General features: G+C 57.7%; 12 protein-coding genes, 15 tRNA genes, 2 rRNA genes and 1 riboswitch. Of the genes, 28 read left to right on the top strand and 1 reads right to left on the bottom strand.

Annotated elements, in window-relative coordinates:
- The 25 genes from GE107_RS26000 to GE107_RS25880 all read left to right on the top strand — a co-directional run.
- Positions 1-119: ribosomal RNA gene (locus tag GE107_RS26000) — 23S ribosomal RNA — on the top strand; the annotation flags it as partial.
- 233 nt (positions 120-352) lie between these two features.
- Positions 353-469: ribosomal RNA gene (gene rrf, locus GE107_RS25995) — 5S ribosomal RNA — on the top strand.
- 13 nt (positions 470-482) lie between these two features.
- A tRNA-Asn gene (locus GE107_RS25990) sits at positions 483-558 on the top strand.
- Between the two features lie 3 nt (positions 559-561).
- Positions 562-654, top strand: a tRNA-Ser gene (locus GE107_RS25985).
- A 16-nt stretch (positions 655-670) separates the two neighbouring features.
- A tRNA-Glu gene (locus GE107_RS25980) sits at positions 671-745 on the top strand.
- Positions 746-845: 100 nt separating this feature from the next.
- Positions 846-922: transfer RNA gene (locus GE107_RS25975), tRNA-Met, on the top strand.
- A 28-nt stretch (positions 923-950) separates the two neighbouring features.
- Positions 951-1,027, top strand: a tRNA-Asp gene (locus GE107_RS25970).
- Positions 1,028-1,074: 47 nt separating this feature from the next.
- Positions 1,075-1,150, top strand: a tRNA-Phe gene (locus tag GE107_RS25965).
- 14 nt (positions 1,151-1,164) lie between these two features.
- Positions 1,165-1,240 (top strand) — tRNA-Thr (locus tag GE107_RS25960).
- A 17-nt stretch (positions 1,241-1,257) separates the two neighbouring features.
- Positions 1,258-1,342: transfer RNA gene (locus GE107_RS25955), tRNA-Tyr, on the top strand.
- Between the two features lie 36 nt (positions 1,343-1,378).
- Positions 1,379-1,452: transfer RNA gene (locus GE107_RS25950), tRNA-Trp, on the top strand.
- A gap of 14 nt (positions 1,453-1,466) precedes the next feature.
- Positions 1,467-1,542 (top strand) — tRNA-His (locus GE107_RS25945).
- A 12-nt stretch (positions 1,543-1,554) separates the two neighbouring features.
- Positions 1,555-1,629, top strand: a tRNA-Gln gene (locus tag GE107_RS25940).
- Positions 1,630-1,636: 7 nt separating this feature from the next.
- A tRNA-Gly gene (locus GE107_RS25935) sits at positions 1,637-1,711 on the top strand.
- 10 nt (positions 1,712-1,721) lie between these two features.
- Positions 1,722-1,795, top strand: a tRNA-Cys gene (locus GE107_RS25930).
- 14 nt (positions 1,796-1,809) lie between these two features.
- Positions 1,810-1,886, top strand: a tRNA-Arg gene (locus GE107_RS25925).
- Positions 1,887-1,893: 7 nt separating this feature from the next.
- Positions 1,894-1,979: transfer RNA gene (locus GE107_RS25920), tRNA-Leu, on the top strand.
- 100 nt (positions 1,980-2,079) lie between these two features.
- A riboswitch (cyclic di-GMP riboswitch) is annotated at positions 2,080-2,163 on the top strand.
- Between the two features lie 76 nt (positions 2,164-2,239).
- The gene (locus GE107_RS25915) at positions 2,240-2,464 is read left to right on the top strand and encodes a hypothetical protein (RefSeq protein ID WP_219644613.1); all 225 of its coding nucleotides are present in this window, start codon (positions 2,240-2,242) and stop codon (positions 2,462-2,464) included.
- A gap of 663 nt (positions 2,465-3,127) precedes the next feature.
- Entirely contained in the window at positions 3,128-3,421 is a 294-nt protein-coding gene (locus GE107_RS25910; protein ID WP_219644612.1) for a LiaF transmembrane domain-containing protein, read from the top strand.
- Between the two features lie 42 nt (positions 3,422-3,463).
- Positions 3,464-4,129 carry a PspA/IM30 family protein gene (locus GE107_RS25905; protein ID WP_219644611.1) on the top strand — a complete coding sequence of 222 codons (666 nt, stop codon included), beginning with the start codon at positions 3,464-3,466 and terminating at the stop codon, positions 4,127-4,129.
- Between the two features lie 19 nt (positions 4,130-4,148).
- Positions 4,149-4,646, top strand: coding sequence for a PspC domain-containing protein (locus tag GE107_RS25900; RefSeq protein ID WP_219644610.1), 498 nt, complete (start codon positions 4,149-4,151; stop codon positions 4,644-4,646).
- Positions 4,647-4,649: 3 nt separating this feature from the next.
- A complete protein-coding gene (locus tag GE107_RS25895) occupies positions 4,650-5,333 on the top strand; it encodes a PspA/IM30 family protein (protein WP_219644609.1) in 684 nt (227 codons plus the stop codon).
- Positions 5,334-5,516: 183 nt separating this feature from the next.
- Positions 5,517-6,155: a cell wall-active antibiotics response protein LiaF gene (liaF, locus tag GE107_RS27355; RefSeq protein WP_219644608.1), complete on the top strand. Its 639-nt coding sequence runs from the start codon at positions 5,517-5,519 to the stop codon at positions 6,153-6,155.
- Positions 6,156-6,172: 17 nt separating this feature from the next.
- Positions 6,173-7,216 carry a HAMP domain-containing sensor histidine kinase gene (locus tag GE107_RS25885; RefSeq protein ID WP_219644607.1) on the top strand — a complete coding sequence of 348 codons (1,044 nt, stop codon included), beginning with the start codon at positions 6,173-6,175 and terminating at the stop codon, positions 7,214-7,216.
- Between the two features lie 6 nt (positions 7,217-7,222).
- The gene (locus GE107_RS25880) at positions 7,223-7,876 is read left to right on the top strand and encodes a response regulator (RefSeq protein WP_255570876.1); all 654 of its coding nucleotides are present in this window, start codon (positions 7,223-7,225) and stop codon (positions 7,874-7,876) included.
- 588 nt (positions 7,877-8,464) lie between these two features.
- On the opposite strand, the gene GE107_RS25875 is transcribed toward GE107_RS25880, so the two are convergent.
- Positions 8,465-8,839 carry a hypothetical protein gene (locus GE107_RS25875; RefSeq protein ID WP_219644606.1) on the bottom strand — a complete coding sequence of 125 codons (375 nt, stop codon included), beginning with the start codon at positions 8,837-8,839 and terminating at the stop codon, positions 8,465-8,467.
- Positions 8,840-9,077: 238 nt separating this feature from the next.
- On the opposite strand from GE107_RS25875, the gene zwf reads away from it, so the two are divergent.
- The 3 genes from zwf to GE107_RS25860 all read left to right on the top strand — a co-directional run bounded on the left by zwf (position 9,078) and on the right by GE107_RS25860 (position 14,817).
- A complete protein-coding gene (gene zwf / locus GE107_RS25870; protein ID WP_219644605.1) occupies positions 9,078-10,631 on the top strand; it encodes a glucose-6-phosphate dehydrogenase in 1,554 nt (517 codons plus the stop codon).
- Positions 10,632-10,661: 30 nt separating this feature from the next.
- Positions 10,662-11,285, top strand: coding sequence for a cyclase family protein (locus GE107_RS25865; RefSeq protein ID WP_219644615.1), 624 nt, complete (start codon positions 10,662-10,664; stop codon positions 11,283-11,285).
- A 292-nt stretch (positions 11,286-11,577) separates the two neighbouring features.
- Positions 11,578-14,817, top strand: a complete 3,240-nt coding sequence (locus GE107_RS25860; RefSeq protein ID WP_219644604.1) for a glycoside hydrolase family 48 protein — start codon at positions 11,578-11,580, stop codon at positions 14,815-14,817.
- The last annotated feature ends 305 nt before the right edge of the window (positions 14,818-15,122 follow it).

The following is a 15,122-nucleotide window of genomic DNA, read 5'->3' as shown; positions in this document are numbered from 1 at the left end:
TCAAGATGAGATTTCCCAGTATGTAAGACCCCTGGAAGAACACCAGGTTGATAGGCCCGGGGTGGAAGCGCGGCAACGCGTGCAGCTGACGGGTACTAATCGGTCGAGGGCTTATCCTACGCAGCAGTCCACAGGTTTGTAAGGTGTTTCATCAATCAGCACGACGTTTCGTTTCGCATCCAGTTTTCAAGGCGCAAACCCGCAACGCATTGCTATGCAATGTTGTCTGCAGTTCGCGGACTGTGACGATTTCATCGCACAGGAGGCACAAGCCTTGTCGAATAACGGTAAAAATTACCGCTATTCACGCGTCGAAGATTATGTTATCATATTCTTCGCTGCAAAAATCCGGTCTGGTGATCATGGCGGAGGGGTTCCACGCGTACCCATCTCGAACACGACCGTTAAGCCCTCCAGCGCCGATGGTACTTGGACCGCAGGGTCCTGGGAGAGTAGGACGTCGCCGGGCCGGATTACAACATTCCCTGATAGCTCAGTTGGTAGAGCACACGACTGTTAATCGTGTTGTCACTGGTTCGAGTCCAGTTCGGGGAGCCATACGGAGAGATGTCCGAGTTTGGTCGAAGGAGCACGATTGGAAATCGTGTAGGCGCCAAAAGCGTCTCGAGGGTTCGAATCCCTCTCTCTCCGCCAGTTTTGTTTCCATTGCGGCCCGTTGGTCAAGGGGTTAAGACACCTCCCTTTCACGGAGGTAACAGGGGTTCGAATCCCCTACGGGTCACCATAAATTCTCCCTCAACTTCCTGAAATTAAGGGTTGCAATCGAAGTGACGGATGCGGTATGATAGTAAACGTCGCCTCTACAGGGATTATCGTTCTAATGACGCGGGGTGGAGCAGTCCGGTAGCTCGTCGGGCTCATAACCCGAAGGCCGCAGGTTCAAATCCTGCCCCCGCAACCAATCGCACTTTGTACGTCGCTTTTATCGTGGAGCTGTGGTGTAGAGGCCTAACATGCCTGCCTGTCACGCAGGAGACCGCGGGTTCGAATCCCGTCAGCTCCGCCATATTTACTCCCTTAAGCAACGCCGATCATACAAAGAACCGAAGACATGGCTCGGTAGCTCAGTTGGTAGAGCAGAGGACTGAAAATCCTCGTGTCGGCGGTTCGATTCCGTCCCGAGCCACCACTCAACAACACTGCGCCGGTGTAGCTCAACTGGTAGAGCAACTGACTTGTAATCAGTAGGTTGGGGGTTCAAGTCCTCTCGCCGGCACCATTCGACTCCATCGTCATGGAGGCTTAGCGAAGTGGCCAAACGCGGCAGACTGTAAATCTGCTCCCTCTGGGTTCGGTGGTTCAAATCCATCAGCCTCCACCAGTTTCGTACCTGGGCCGGGTACCCCATGCATACCATAGGGGCATAGTTTAATGGTAGAACAGCGGTCTCCAAAACCGTTAGTGTGGGTTCAACTCCTGCTGCCCCTGCCAAACTGAATATCATGGCGGTCGTGGCGAAGTGGTTAACGCACCGGATTGTGGCTCCGGCATTCGTGGGTTCGAACCCCATCGATCGCCCCATTAACCTCATATTGGGGATTAGCCAAGCGGTAAGGCAACGGACTTTGACTCCGTCACTCCTAGGTTCGAATCCTAGATCCCCAGCCATTTATGTGCGGAAATAGCTCAGTGGTAGAGCATCTCGTTGCCAACGAGAAGGTCGCGGGTTCGAATCCCGTTTTCCGCTCCATTTTGTTTATGGCGCCATAGCCAAGTGGTAAGGCAGAGCTCTGCAAAAGCTTTACCCCCAGTTCGAATCTGGGTGGCGCCTCCACAATTTCATAACGCGCGCCCTTAGCTCAGCTGGATAGAGCGTCAGACTACGAATCTGAAGGCCAGGAGTTCGAATCTCTTAGGGCGCGCCACTTATATGCCGGTGTGGCGGAATGGCAGACGCGACGGACTCAAAATCCGTTTCTCGCAAGGGAGTGGGGGTTCAAGTCCCTTCACCGGCACCAACCCAGATGATGAAGCCCTGAGGAATCCAATGTTCCTCAGGGTTTTTGTTGTTCCATATACGATTTCCAGTATGGTACAATATTCTCGATCTATTCCGACAAATCGAAAAGGCAAACCTGCTGAAAAGCAGGGACGCAAAGCCACAGGCCTAACGGATTCTCCCATGGCGGCTGGGCCACCGAAGTTGCGGCGCGTAACGATTCGACGAATACCGCCCCCGGGCGGTATATTTTTTTTGGGAAGCGAGGCTGCGTGAAGGATGGATCTGTCGAATTGCATCCTATGCGGGAAGATGTTCCGGCAAGACGGCAGGAACTCGAAAGCATGCCTGGATTGTCATCCGGAGCACGAGAGGAAGCTGAGGGCGGTCAAGGACGTGATTCTCAGCCATGCGGGGCTTACGGTCCAGGAAGTGAGCGAGAAATCCGGGGCTTCCTACAAACTGATCATGGAGTGGATTAAAGAGGGCAGGATAATCCGTTAGTGCTCCTAATAAAGTGACCTTTCCCTATCCCCGCTAGGTGACATCATGATCTCCCCGTTTAACCGGAACCTCAGAAGATATTTCGGAACATCGCGAACGAACGAAAGGCTGCCGCGATCGTTCCCTCTGGGAGAAGACGATCGGCAGATCGATTCCGCCCGCGAGCGACCCCACGACGCGCATTGCTCCCCAGCCCTCGGACTTTCCTCTTTCCAAGCCGAACACGATGCCGAGCTGTCCGTCTTCCGGCAGAAGGATGCCCGGCGCACCCGTCGGATTTATGCCCCTGTAGACTCCGTAAGCCATATCATGTCCAAAAAGCGAGTGCGCCGACGGAGCTTCTCCGGAAAAGAGTGAAACTGTTCCGGGTCCCCCGGGCCGTCGAGAATGCATGGATGTCGAGTACGGAAGCTTGCTCCAGAAGCGCCATACCAATACGCTGCTTCGACTTGAAGAAGTGGAACAACCGGATTATCCCATTGGGCACAGAAGGCAGGGACAGCGCCTCGCAGCGGAAGGGGACGCAGGGCGGAGCGTACAAGGTCCGCGGACGGTCCCGCGCCCCGACTTCGGTCCAGTATCAAAAACATACGCGAGTCCGTTATGCGAAAATGCGCCTCCGTTTACAATGAGAGTGTGAGTTGAAGAAAAGAGGTGAAACACATGAAGAGAGGAAACGGACTCGCGGTGCTGCTGATCGCCTTCGGCGTTCTGCTCCTTCTGGGGAAACTCGGCGTCTTCGGATTTCTGATGGGACTGCTGATCCCGATCCTGGTCGTAGGACTCGGCGTTCTGGCCTGGAACAACGGCAACCGCTTCTTGGGCGGGGTGATCGGCGCGATCGGCGTTCTGATGCTGCTCAGCAAGCTGTCCTTCCTGTTCGTCTGGGCAGCAGCAATCGCGCTCATCGTCTTCGGCGTATCGATGTTCCGCCGCAGATCGGGCGCCAGAGTATAATCGCATGACACGACGTATGAAGCGGGAAATGGAGGGACGCGCATGAGCGTAATGAAAAGAGTTCGGGACATGACGGTCGCGACGTTAAACGACCGGCTGGAGAAATCGGAAGATCCCGTCCGCGTCATCGATCAGTTTCTCTGGTCGACGCACCAGGAGATCGTCCAGAGCGAGCAATTGCAGAGACAATACGCCGCTCATACGGACAGCCTTCTCCGCCAGTGGAAAGACGCGGAGCAATGGATGAACAAGCGCGAGGAACAGGCGCTTACGGCTCTGAAGGCAGGCGAAGAGCAGGCCGCGAAGCTGGCGCTGCAAGACAAGGTGGCACACGAAGAACGCGCAAACCGCTATCGCGAGCTTTATGAGCAAAGCCGTCAGGAACTGAACGAGCTGGAGCAGCTGCTGCAGGATTTGCGAAGCGAATACCGCAGCGTATACGATCGCAGGCAATTCTACGTAGCCCGCATGGAATCCCTGCGGCTTCAGCAAAGGCTGAACGCCCGGTTCGGACCCGGCTCCGACGACCCTTCGAGTTTGTTCCGCAAGCTGGATGACCGGATGACCGATATCGAGCTGGAAGCCCGCAGCTTGCGGGATCTCCGCAGGCTCGGCCAGGAGTCGGTGCTTCGGCTCGGAACCGTCGTTCAGGAAACGATCGAGCGGGAACTTCAGCAATTGAAGCAGAGAATGCAGCAAGGGAACTAGCAAGGGAGGGATAACGTTCATGCGGAAACTGTATCGCTCGTCGCGGGACAAGAAAATATTCGGCGTCTGCGGCGGGTTGGCAGATTACTTAGGCGTCGATGCCACGCTGCTCCGGATACTTCTGGTCGTCGTCACGTTCTTCTCGGCGGGATCGGTGATTCTGGTTTACATTCTCGCGGGATTCATCATCCCCCGGGAATATCCGGGCGGCTTCGGCACGGGACCGGCCCCTTATTCCCACGGTTGGGGCCATGGTACGGCGGAAGCCAATCATCCGCCCCAATACGGGACGCAAGGATGGCCTCCGGGAAACAGTTGGCAGAATGCATCCGTTCCGCCGACTCCGCCTCCGTCTCCGGCCCGCCCGTCCCAAGCGTTCGTGCCGCCGCAAGCGGCCCCCAAGGCGCAAGGGTTGGACGCGATGATGGAAGACATCGAGAAAAAAGCGTTAAGACGGGAAATCGAAGAACTGAAAGCCAAAATCACAAAAATCGAGAAGGATTCGAAAGGAGAATAACCCATGGGTGTATTCCAACGTATGAAGGACATTACGAAAGCTTCGATTCACGAGCTGCTGGATAAAATGGAAGATCCGGTCGTCATGCTGAATCAATATCTGCGTGACATGGAAGTGGAAATCCGGGAGGCCGAAGTGACCGTAGCCCGCCAAATGGCGGCCGAACGACGGATGAAGCATCGCCTGGACGAAGCGTCGCGAAACGGCCTGGAGCGCGAATCGCAAGCCGAGCAGGCTCTCCGCGGCGGCAACGAGCTGCTGGCCCGCAAGCTGCTGGAGGAGAAAGTGCAATACGACCAGCAAGCCGCGGAATTGGCCGGCGTTCATGCTGGGGCCCATGCGCAGGTTGCCGAATTGACGGCCCAGCTGCATGAGATGAAAGAAGAATTCTACAAGCTTCGCAACAAACGCAACGAGCTCGCGGCACGCGCCCAGATGGCCAAAGCCCGCAAGCAAATGGCCCAAGTCAGCACGCTGCATACGATCGAAACCGGCAACGCTTCGGCCGGATTCAGCCGGATGGAGGAGAAAATCCTGCAAATGGAGGCGGAAGCGGACGTCGCCCGCATCCCGGTTTCCCCGCTCAGCGGTTCGCCGATCCGTCTCGATCCCGAGAAGTCGCTTCGGGTGGAGCAGGAATTGGCGCTGCTGAGAAACCGGATCGCCCCGGCACAGGACGCCGAATAATCGGCAGCCGGCAATCTCGCCGGGCCCGGCAAGTTGTGTTACAATGGAAATCGTGTCGAACCGGCGCGCCTCGAGCGTGCCGGTGACCGAAGCGGAAGGTGTCGACTTGCCATAACGGAACCATTCCGTTATGGCTTTCGCCGTAAGAGCGGGATCGGCAAACAGGGGGAGGTGCGGCCGAACGTGAAATTTTCCAACCATGCATTGTTGTTCATAGCGGCCGGACTCTACCTCGCGTTTGGCGGGATCGCCGGCTATGCGACGGTCAACGCCGCGATTCTGCTCTGCCTCGGGATATACCGGTTCAGGTTGGACCGCTCCCGACTGTCGGTCATCGTGGTCGCCGTCAGTACGCTGATCCTCATCGTCACCCAATTTGCCCTGTTCGCGGTTATTGTGCTTCTTTCCCTGGGCTTCTATTACTTCCGGTCAAGGCCCGCGGTATCCGGCATTTACCGCAATGCCCATCGCCTGCTGCTGAACATGAGGCTGGACGAGCAATCCTGGGTGCTGCAATCGATGAGTTTCTGGCAAGCAGTCGGCGAAATCCGCATGGACATGACGCTCGCCATTCCGGAAGAGAAGGAAACGACGATCGTGCTGCAAGGTCTGGTCGGCGACGTGGATTTGACGGTGCCCGAGGATTACGGGCTGCAGGTCGAGGCGTCCGTGTTTGTCGGGCAGATCGGATATAAGCAATCGAGGGACGGGGGCATGCTTCACAGGCTTTCCTGGCGTTCGCCCGATTATGACAGCAGGGAGTACCGGTTGAAACTGCAGCTCTTTTACCTCGTAGGAGATATCAAGATTCGCACGGTGTAGCGGAAGGAGAGCGGCGGATGGAATCGCGCAAGGTCGCCAATATGGTATGGCGTCAAATGGGGGAATCCGTCCTCTACTCCCTGGCCATCGGTGCGTTGGTCATTTACTTATTAATGAGGTACGGCTTGGTCTCCGAAATTTATAAATGGGGATCCGTGTTGCCGTTTGTCCTTACCACCATCGCCGTGCTGACGGTAGGGGGAGCAGCGTTCGGGTTTCTTCGCTGGTACCCGGTCCGCCACCGGCTGCGCCTGCTGAGCGACACGATGTTGAGCCTGGAGAAGGGAAATCCCGCGCCTCCTCTGCCGCCTCTCGGCGAAGACGAAATCGGAAGGCTTGGCGAACAGCTGGCCCGGCTCGCCCGCCGATGGGAGGAGCAGGTAAGCACGCTTCAGCGGCTGTCGAACAACAACACCGAGCTCGAAGCCAAGGCGAAGATGAGCGCGGTCGTCGAGGAACGGCAGCGTCTCGCCCGCGAGCTGCACGACGCCGTCAGCCAGCAGCTGTTCGCGATCTCGATGACGGCGACGGCGGTCGGCCGGACGCTCGATCAGGATTTCGAGAAGGCGAGACGCCAGATCGAGCTGATCGAAGAGATGGCTTCGGTCGCCCAATCGGAAATGCGCGCGCTTCTGCTGCATTTGCGCCCCATCCATCTCGAGGGCAAACGGCTGTCGCAGGCCATTCCGGAGCTGATCCAGGAAATGAAGGCCAAGGTGCCGGTCGACATTTCCTTGGATATGGAAGAGGATCTGCCGCTTAACATCGGGATGGAAAACCATCTGTTCCGAATCGTGCAGGAAGCCTTGTCCAATACGCTCCGCCATGCCCGTGCGTCCAAGATGGGGATCGAGCTGCAGCGCCGAGGAGACGCCGTCCGGCTTGGCATCCGGGACAATGGGGTCGGGTTCGATATTCAGGAACGCAAGCAGGCCTCGTACGGTCTGATGAATATGGAAGAGCGAGTAAACGAGCTGGGCGGCTCGTTTCACGTGGTCAGCGCTCCAGGCAAAGGGACGAGAATCGAAATTCGGGTGCCGTTGATGGCCGATGGGGGTTAGAACCGGATGAAAGAAGGCAAAGTGGCGAGGGTGCTGCTCGTCGACGACCATGAGATGGTCAGAATCGGATTGGCAGCGGTGCTGGGGACCGAGGACGGCATCGAGGTGGTCGGCGAAGCCGGCAACGGGATGGACGGCTTGCGGCTCGCGCGGGAATACAAGCCCGACGTCGTCTTGATGGACCTCGTGATGGAAGGCATGGACGGTATCGAGACGACTCGCCGGCTGATGGAGGAAATGCCCGATTGCAAAGTGATCGTGCTTACCAGCTTCCTGGACGATGAGAAAATGTATCCGGTCATCGAAGCGGGAGCGTTCAGCTATTTGCTCAAAACGTCCCGGGCTTCCGAAATCGCGGACGCGATCCGGGCGGCGGCCCGAGGGCAATCGGTCCTGGAATCCCAGGTCGCGTCCAAAATGATGAACCGGTTCCGCCGTCCCGCGCATTCGGCCGCTATGCCGCACGAAGAGCTGACGGAGCGGGAAATGGAAGTGCTCAAGCTGATCGCCCAAGGCAAATCCAACCAGGAAGTGGCGGACGAACTGTTCATCGGGATCAAAACGGTCAAATACCATCTTACCAATCTGTTCGGCAAGCTGGGTGTCGAAGACCGTACCCAGGCGGCCATTTACGCCCACCGGCAGGGGCTCGCGGAATAGCCGCTCCAAACGCAAAAAACCGTCCCTCGGACGGTTCAGACTGTTTTTATTTAATCATTCGGAATGAATCAGTTTGCAGAGAGCGGTTATTGGGAAGCGAGAGGGGAGCCGTTTACGGTAGCGGAGCTCCCGTTGATTGCCGTTTCGAGTTCGCGGAATTCTGTTTCCGGGGACGGTGAACGGCAAACAGTTTATCTTGCGAAACTCGCGTCGCAACATCCGTTTTCCGATCTGGGTGTCATATAGATGGGTCGGCTGTCGCGTAGTCGAGGCAATTAAAGAGAAAATTGCCCTCTATTTTTGCGTAATACCCATAAGCGGGTGATTAGAAGGAAAACCTCCCTCTAATTCCGGCTAAATCCCCTCAATTGAGGTTTTTCACCGAGATTAGAGGGAGGTTTTCCCTCTAAACATCCCAAATCCTTGAAATGATCGGAATTAGAGGGAGGTTTTCCCTCTAAAGTTGACCGGCAGGGCGAATCCGGTGCACAGACCGCTGTCCCCCAAAAGTGACGTTATGCATCACGTATGCCGAGTACTTTGCGGGGACCCCGCGAAGAAGCAACGTCACTTCTGGGGGAATTGCGATTAAAGGACGAGAATCGAATCTACCTTCTTGAGAGGAACGGATTCCCTCGGCAGGGAAGCAAGCGGCCGCTCCAGACCGATCGGGGCGAAAGAAAAATCATCCCATTCCTGCTCTTGCTGCGGCTGATGCGGGGCCGGGGGATCTAACGGTTTGCGGGCGCGGCGGCGGCCGGCGCCGCGGCGGGTTGCCGCTGCTTTGCGCGAGATGGTTGCCTCTATCGGGTCGTCGGCTCCGCCGTTCAAGATCACTTTTCCGGAGATGCAGGCGGTCAATTGCCCGATTTTGCGGGTGCCGTCCTTCATCAGCAGGCAGACTTGATGTCCTTTATAAGGATGAAGCTGCTTCTCGTCGGGATCGAGCCTAAGCTCAAACATGGTCCCACCCTCCTTTCCTTTGGTCCTCGCCCCATTTTATTCACCCGCGGGCGGACGCGCATGGGCCCGTATCCGGGTTCCTTTCTCCTTTTTCGGGAGAGGTGGAAAAACCCGTCAAAGCCATGGCATTGGTTTTGCGATTATGCTAAACTACAATACATACGAAAAGCACCCCTGCAGGCCGCGGGAGGCCTTACGGCGCACCGCCACACCCATGCCTGGAAGAAAGATGAGGAACATGACGGACAACAAAACGGAATCGATTTCCGCCCACGAAGCGGTCTACTTCATTTTCGGAGCGACCGGCGACTTGGCCCGCCGCAAACTGTTTCCCGCGTTGTACAGCCTGTACCGCGAAGGCAAGCTCGGAGACAAGTTCGCCGTCGTGGGGCTGGCCCGCCGTCCGCGCACCGACCTGCAATTCCGCGACGACGTGCATGAGTCCATCCGGGAGTTCTGCCGCTATAAGCCCGGCGAGGCGAACGAGTGGAACGCCTTCGCGGAGCACTTCAGCTATCAGTCCCTCGATATCGGCAACGTCGAAGGGTTTCGCCGGCTGAAAGCCCATACGGAAGAGCGGGAAGCCAAATTCGGCATTCCCGGCAACCGCCTGTTCTATCTGGCCTTGGCGCCGGAATTGTTCGGCACCGTTTCGCATAACCTCCGCGACGGAGGCATGCTGGAAAGCGCGGGCTGGCACCGCCTCGTCATCGAGAAGCCGTTCGGCTACGACTATCCTTCCGCGGAGAAGCTGAACGAAGAAATCAGCCGGGTGTTCAAGGAAGAGGAAGTGTTCCGGATCGACCACTACCTCGGCAAGGAAATGGTCCAGAACATCGAAATGATCCGGTTCGCCAACGCATTCTTCGAGCCCCTGTGGAACAACCACCACATCGCGAACGTGCAGATCACGCTGGCCGAGACGGTGGGCGTGGAGGAACGCGGCGCGTATTATAACAAATCCGGAGCTTTGCGGGACATGGTGCAGAACCATATGCTGCAGATGCTGACGATGATCGCGATGGAGGCGCCCAGCCGCCTGGACGCCGAAGATATCCGGGACGAGAAGGTCAAGGTGCTGAGGTCCATCCGCAAGTTCGAGTCGGCCGAAGACGTCCGCAACCGTATCGTCCGCGGGCAATATGCGAGGGGTTCGCTGAGAGGCAAGGAATTGAAAGGATACCGCGAGGAGGATTCCGTCGATCCCGAGTCCGTGACGGAAACGTTCTTCGCCGCACGGGTGTTCGTCGACAACTTCCGTTGGGCCGGCGTGCCGTTCTATGTGCGCACGGGCAAACGCCTGCCGGTCAAGTCCACGGAAATCGTGGTGGAATTCAAGAACGTGCCGAATAACGTCCTGTTCGCGCGCCGCCAGGATTTGGCGCCGAATCTGCTCGTCATCCGCGTCAACCCGATGGAAGGCATCTATATCAAGATCAATGCCAAAAAACCGGGCAACGACATGACGATCCAGCCGGTGGCCATGGAATTCTGCCAGAGCTGCCAGATCGGCATCAACACGCCGGAGGCGTACGAAAGACTGATTTTCGACGCGGCCCGCGGGGACCATACTTATTTCACCCGCTGGGACGAGCTCGCGGCGGCATGGCAGCTGATCGATCCGATCGCGGCCGCGTGGAAAGAGCACAAGATCGAGCCTTTCCTGTACCCGGCCGGATCCTGGGGACCGGAGCAAGCGAACAAGCTGCTCGAAGAAGACGGCTTCCACTGGTGGCCGGTGAACGGACAAGAGGAAGACAACGTGATTTGGGTCACCAACACGGAGAAATAACAAGCATAGCGGGGGTAACCGGATATGGGATTGGGCCGCATCATCGATATCAGCATGACGATCGAAGAAGGCATGCAAGTGTGGAAAGGCTACGAGCACAAGAAGCCTCGGATCACGAACGTACAGAATCACGATCAAGGAAAACCGCATGAAAGCCGGCTCGACATGGACGTGCACTGCGGCACGCATGTCGACGCTCCGCTCCACATGCTGCCGGGCGGCGACACGATCGAGACGGTTACGCTCGAACAGTTGAACGGCGCGGCGCGCGTACTGGATCTTACGCACCTGAAGGACCACATTTCCAAGGAAGATCTGGTGCCGTACGCCATCCAGCGCGGCGAGCGGATCCTGTTCAAAACGTCGAGCTCTTTGACCGAGGCGTTCGACCTCGAGTTTCCGTACCTGCGGGCGGACGGTGCCGAGTATTTGGCCGAAATCGGCGTGGCGCTGGTCGGGACCGACGCGCTCGGCATCGAGCGCGCGCAGCCGGAGTACCCGACGCATCGCACGTTGATGCGCAAAGGCATCGTGATCGTGGAAGGCTTGCGGCTGAAGCACGTGGAGGCGGGCAATTACACGCTGATCCTCGCGCCGCTCAAGCTGACCGGCATCGACGCGGCACCGGCCCGGGCTTTCCTGCTCGGGGACTGAAACCGCACGGAAGAAAACGATTCTTTATCATACCTGCCGAAATCGCTCTCTTTCTCCCGAATCGGGAAAAGAGGGCGTTTTTTATTGCATGCATGCCCGCGGTAGGAGGAAAAGGTCACGACAACGTTAGCAACAGGTTACATGGCGCACATTGCTGCAGGCGGAGCCGTCGTATAATCGGAATTGCCATCATTTTACATGAAGGAGAGGGAGCGAAACATGAATCTTGCTGGTTGATGCGCAAAGCAACCCCGGCGGACCGACCCATTCAAGGATGAAGGAGGAAAATCAAATGATTCGAAAGTATTCGCGGATCGTGTTCGTTTCCTGGATTGCGCTGGCCGTCGTATTCGCTGCATGGGGCTCGCTTTGGATCGCTCCGGTCGGCAAAGCGGAGGCGGCCGGCGTGAACGGAACACGTTTTCTGCAGCTCTACAATCAGATCAAGAATCCGGCGAACGGATATTTCTCGCCGGAAGGCATTCCCTACCATTCCATCGAGACGCTCATCAGCGAAGCGCCCGATTACGGCCATATGACGACCTCGGAAGCGTACAGCTACTGGCTCTGGCTGGAAACGCTGTACGGGTACTACACCGGCGATTGGTCCCATTTGGAAGCTGCGTGGGACAACATGGAGAAATATATCATTCCGGTAAATGAAGGAGACGGGAAAGAGGAGCAGCCGACGATGGGCTCCTACAACCCGAACAGTCCGGCGACCTACGCCGCGGAGAAGCCTTATCCCGATCAATATCCGTCGCAATTGTCGGGACAATACGCGGCCGGGCAGGATCCGCTCGACGCGGAGCTGAAAGCGACGTACGGCAACAACCAGACCTACTTGATGCACTGGCTGGTCGACGTGGATAATTGGTACGGTTTCGGGAACCTGCTGAATCCTACCCACACGGCGAGTTACGTGAACACATTCCAGCGCGGCGAGCAGGAATCCGTCTGGGAGGCGATTACGCACCCGTCGCAAGACAACAAAACGTTCGGCAAAACCAATGAAGGGTTCATGTCCCTGTTTACCAAGGAAAATCAGGCACCTGCGGCGCAGTGGCGGTATTCCAATGCGACCGACGCGGATGCGCGGGCCGTTCAGGTCATGTACTGGGCCAAACAGCTCGGTTACAACAATTCGGCTTACCTGAACAAAGCCAAGAAAATGGGCGACTACCTCCGTTACGGAATGTACGACAAATACTTCCAACAAATCGGGAGCGCAAGCAGCGGCACTCCGACGCCGGGGTCCGGGAAAAACTCCGCTCATTATTTGATGGCTTGGTATACGTCATGGGGCGGCGGCCTCGGCTCGGGCGCCAACTGGGCTTGGCGAATCGGCGCCAGCCATACGCATCAGGCTTATCAAAATCCGGTAGCGGCGTATGCCTTGTCGAGTCCGGGCGGCGGTCTCGTTCCGTCTTCGGCGACGGCCCAAACGGACTGGAACGAATCGCTCAAGCGGCAGCTGGAATTCTACAACTGGCTGCTCACCGCGGAAGGCGGCATCGGCGGCGGCGCGACGAACAGCTGGAACGGCAGCTACAGCGCTTATCCGGCTGGCGTCAGCAAGTTCTACGGGATGGCTTACCAAGAGGCGCCGGTATATCACGATCCCAATTCGAACACCTGGTTCGGGTTCCAAGCCTGGCCGATGGAGCGGGTCGCCGAGCTTTACTATATTCTCGCATCGAGCGGAGACATCAGCTCTCAAAACTTCCAGATGGCGAAAAACGTCATCTCCAAATGGATCGACTGGTCGATCGACTACGTGTTCGTCGACAAGCGCCCGGTCACCGATTCGGACGGCTATTATCTGAACGCGTCCGGGCAAAGGATACTGGGCGGACTGAATCCCGCGGTCGCGACGACTTCGGCTCCGGGAGAGTTCTGGATTCCGAGCGGGCAGGAATGGACCGGGCAGCCGGATACGTGGAACGGCTTCTCGTCCTTCACCGGGAATCCGAACTATCACGTCATTACGAAAAGTCCGAGCCAAGACGTCGGGGTGCTCGGCAGCTACATCAAGGCGCTCTCGTTCTTCGCGGCAGGGACCAAAGCCGAAACCGGCAGCTTCACGACGCTCGGCAACCAGGCGAAGACGCTGGCGGAGCAGCTGCTGAACGTCGCCTGGAACTTCAACGACGGCGTCGGGATTGCGGCCGATGAGCAGCGGGCCGACTACTTCCGATATTTCACGAAAGAGCTCTATTTCCCCAGCGGCTGGAGCGGAACCTACGGCCAGGGCAATACGATCCCCGGTTCGGGCGGCGTCGCCTCCGATCCCGCCAAGGGCGGCAACGGCGTGTACATCAGCTATCCGGAATTGCGGCCGAAAATCACACAGGATCCGAAATGGTCCTATTTGACCAATCTCTACAACTCTTCCTGGAACCCGACCACGCAGAAATGGACAAACGGCGTTCCGACCTTCAAATACCACCGTTTCTGGGCGCAGGTCGACATTGCGACCGCCTACGCGGAGTATGAACGGCTGCTCGTGCCTCCGACTCCGTCGGTTCCTGCAGCTCCGGCCGGCCTTACGGCGACGGCGGGCAACGCGCAGGCGTCGCTGAGCTGGACGGCCACGAGCGGGGCGACAAGTTATAACGTAAAACGCGCGACGACGAGCGGCGGCCCGTACACGACGATCGCCACGGGCGTGACGGCGACGAGCTATACGAACACGGGGCTGACGAACGGCACGACGTACTACTATGTCGTGAGTGCGGTGAACAGCGTCGGCGAAAGCGCGAACTCCGCGCAAGTCAGCGCCGCGCCGCAAGCGCAACCGGTGCCGGCGGCGCCGACCGGTTTGACGGCGGCGGCGGGGAACGCGCAGGCGGCGCTCAGCTGGACGGCATCAAGCGGCGCGACGAGCTACAACGTGAAGCGGGCGACGACCAGCGGCGGCCCGTACACGACAATCGCCACGGGCGTGACGGCGGCGAGCTACACGAATACGGGGCTGACGAACGGCACGACGTACTATTACGTCGTCAGCGCGGTGAACGCTTCGGGCGAAAGCGCGAACTCCGCGCAAGCCAGCGCGACGCCTCAAGCTCCGAGCGCCGGCCTGGTCGCGCAGTATAAGCTGAACAACAACAACGCGAGCGACAATATGATCTACGCGACGTTCAACATCAAGAACACCGGTACGACCCCCGTCAACCTGAGCAACGTGAAGCTGCGCTATTATTTCACGAAAGACGGCAGCGCCGCGCTGAACTTCTGGTGCGACTGGGCGCAGGTGGGCACATCCGCCGTCAGCGGCGCATTCGCGACGGTCAGCCCGGCCAAGACGGGAGCGGACACGTACCTGGAAATTTCATTCGCTTCGGCGGCGGGATCGATCGCGGCGGGCGGACAGACGGGTGAAATTCAAATCCGCATGGCGAAGTCCGATTGGTCGAACTTCAACGAAGCGAACGATTACTCGTTCGACGGCACGAAGTCCGCGTTCGCCGACTGGAGCAAGGTGACCGTGTACAACAACGGCACCCTGGTATGGGGGACCGAACCGTAAGGACGATCTCCCGTTAACCGGAAACAGTCCCAACCGCCCTCTCGCGTCAGACATTGACACGGAGGGCGGTTTTTTTGGTGATTCAGATAGACCAAACGCGGTTGGATTGTACCCTGTTCCGCCCTGTTTCACCGGGCGAATATTCCGGTAAGCACAACTGCCGGGTGACCCGTTGCGATCATGCGGTTACAAAGAGGAAACAAATAGGTTATATAAAGCACATTTTTGTCAATTTCTCCGATTTATAATGGATTTACGTATGAAAATCCTTTTCGGAAAGGAGATCTTGTCGAGTCTTGCCGGTT

The sequence above is a fragment of the Cohnella sp. CFH 77786 genome, from assembly GCF_019400745.1.
Lineage (GTDB): Bacteria > Bacillota > Bacilli > Paenibacillales > Paenibacillaceae > Cohnella.
The sequence above is the reverse complement of the archived record's forward strand: the minus strand, read 5'-3'. Positions and strand labels throughout refer to the sequence as shown.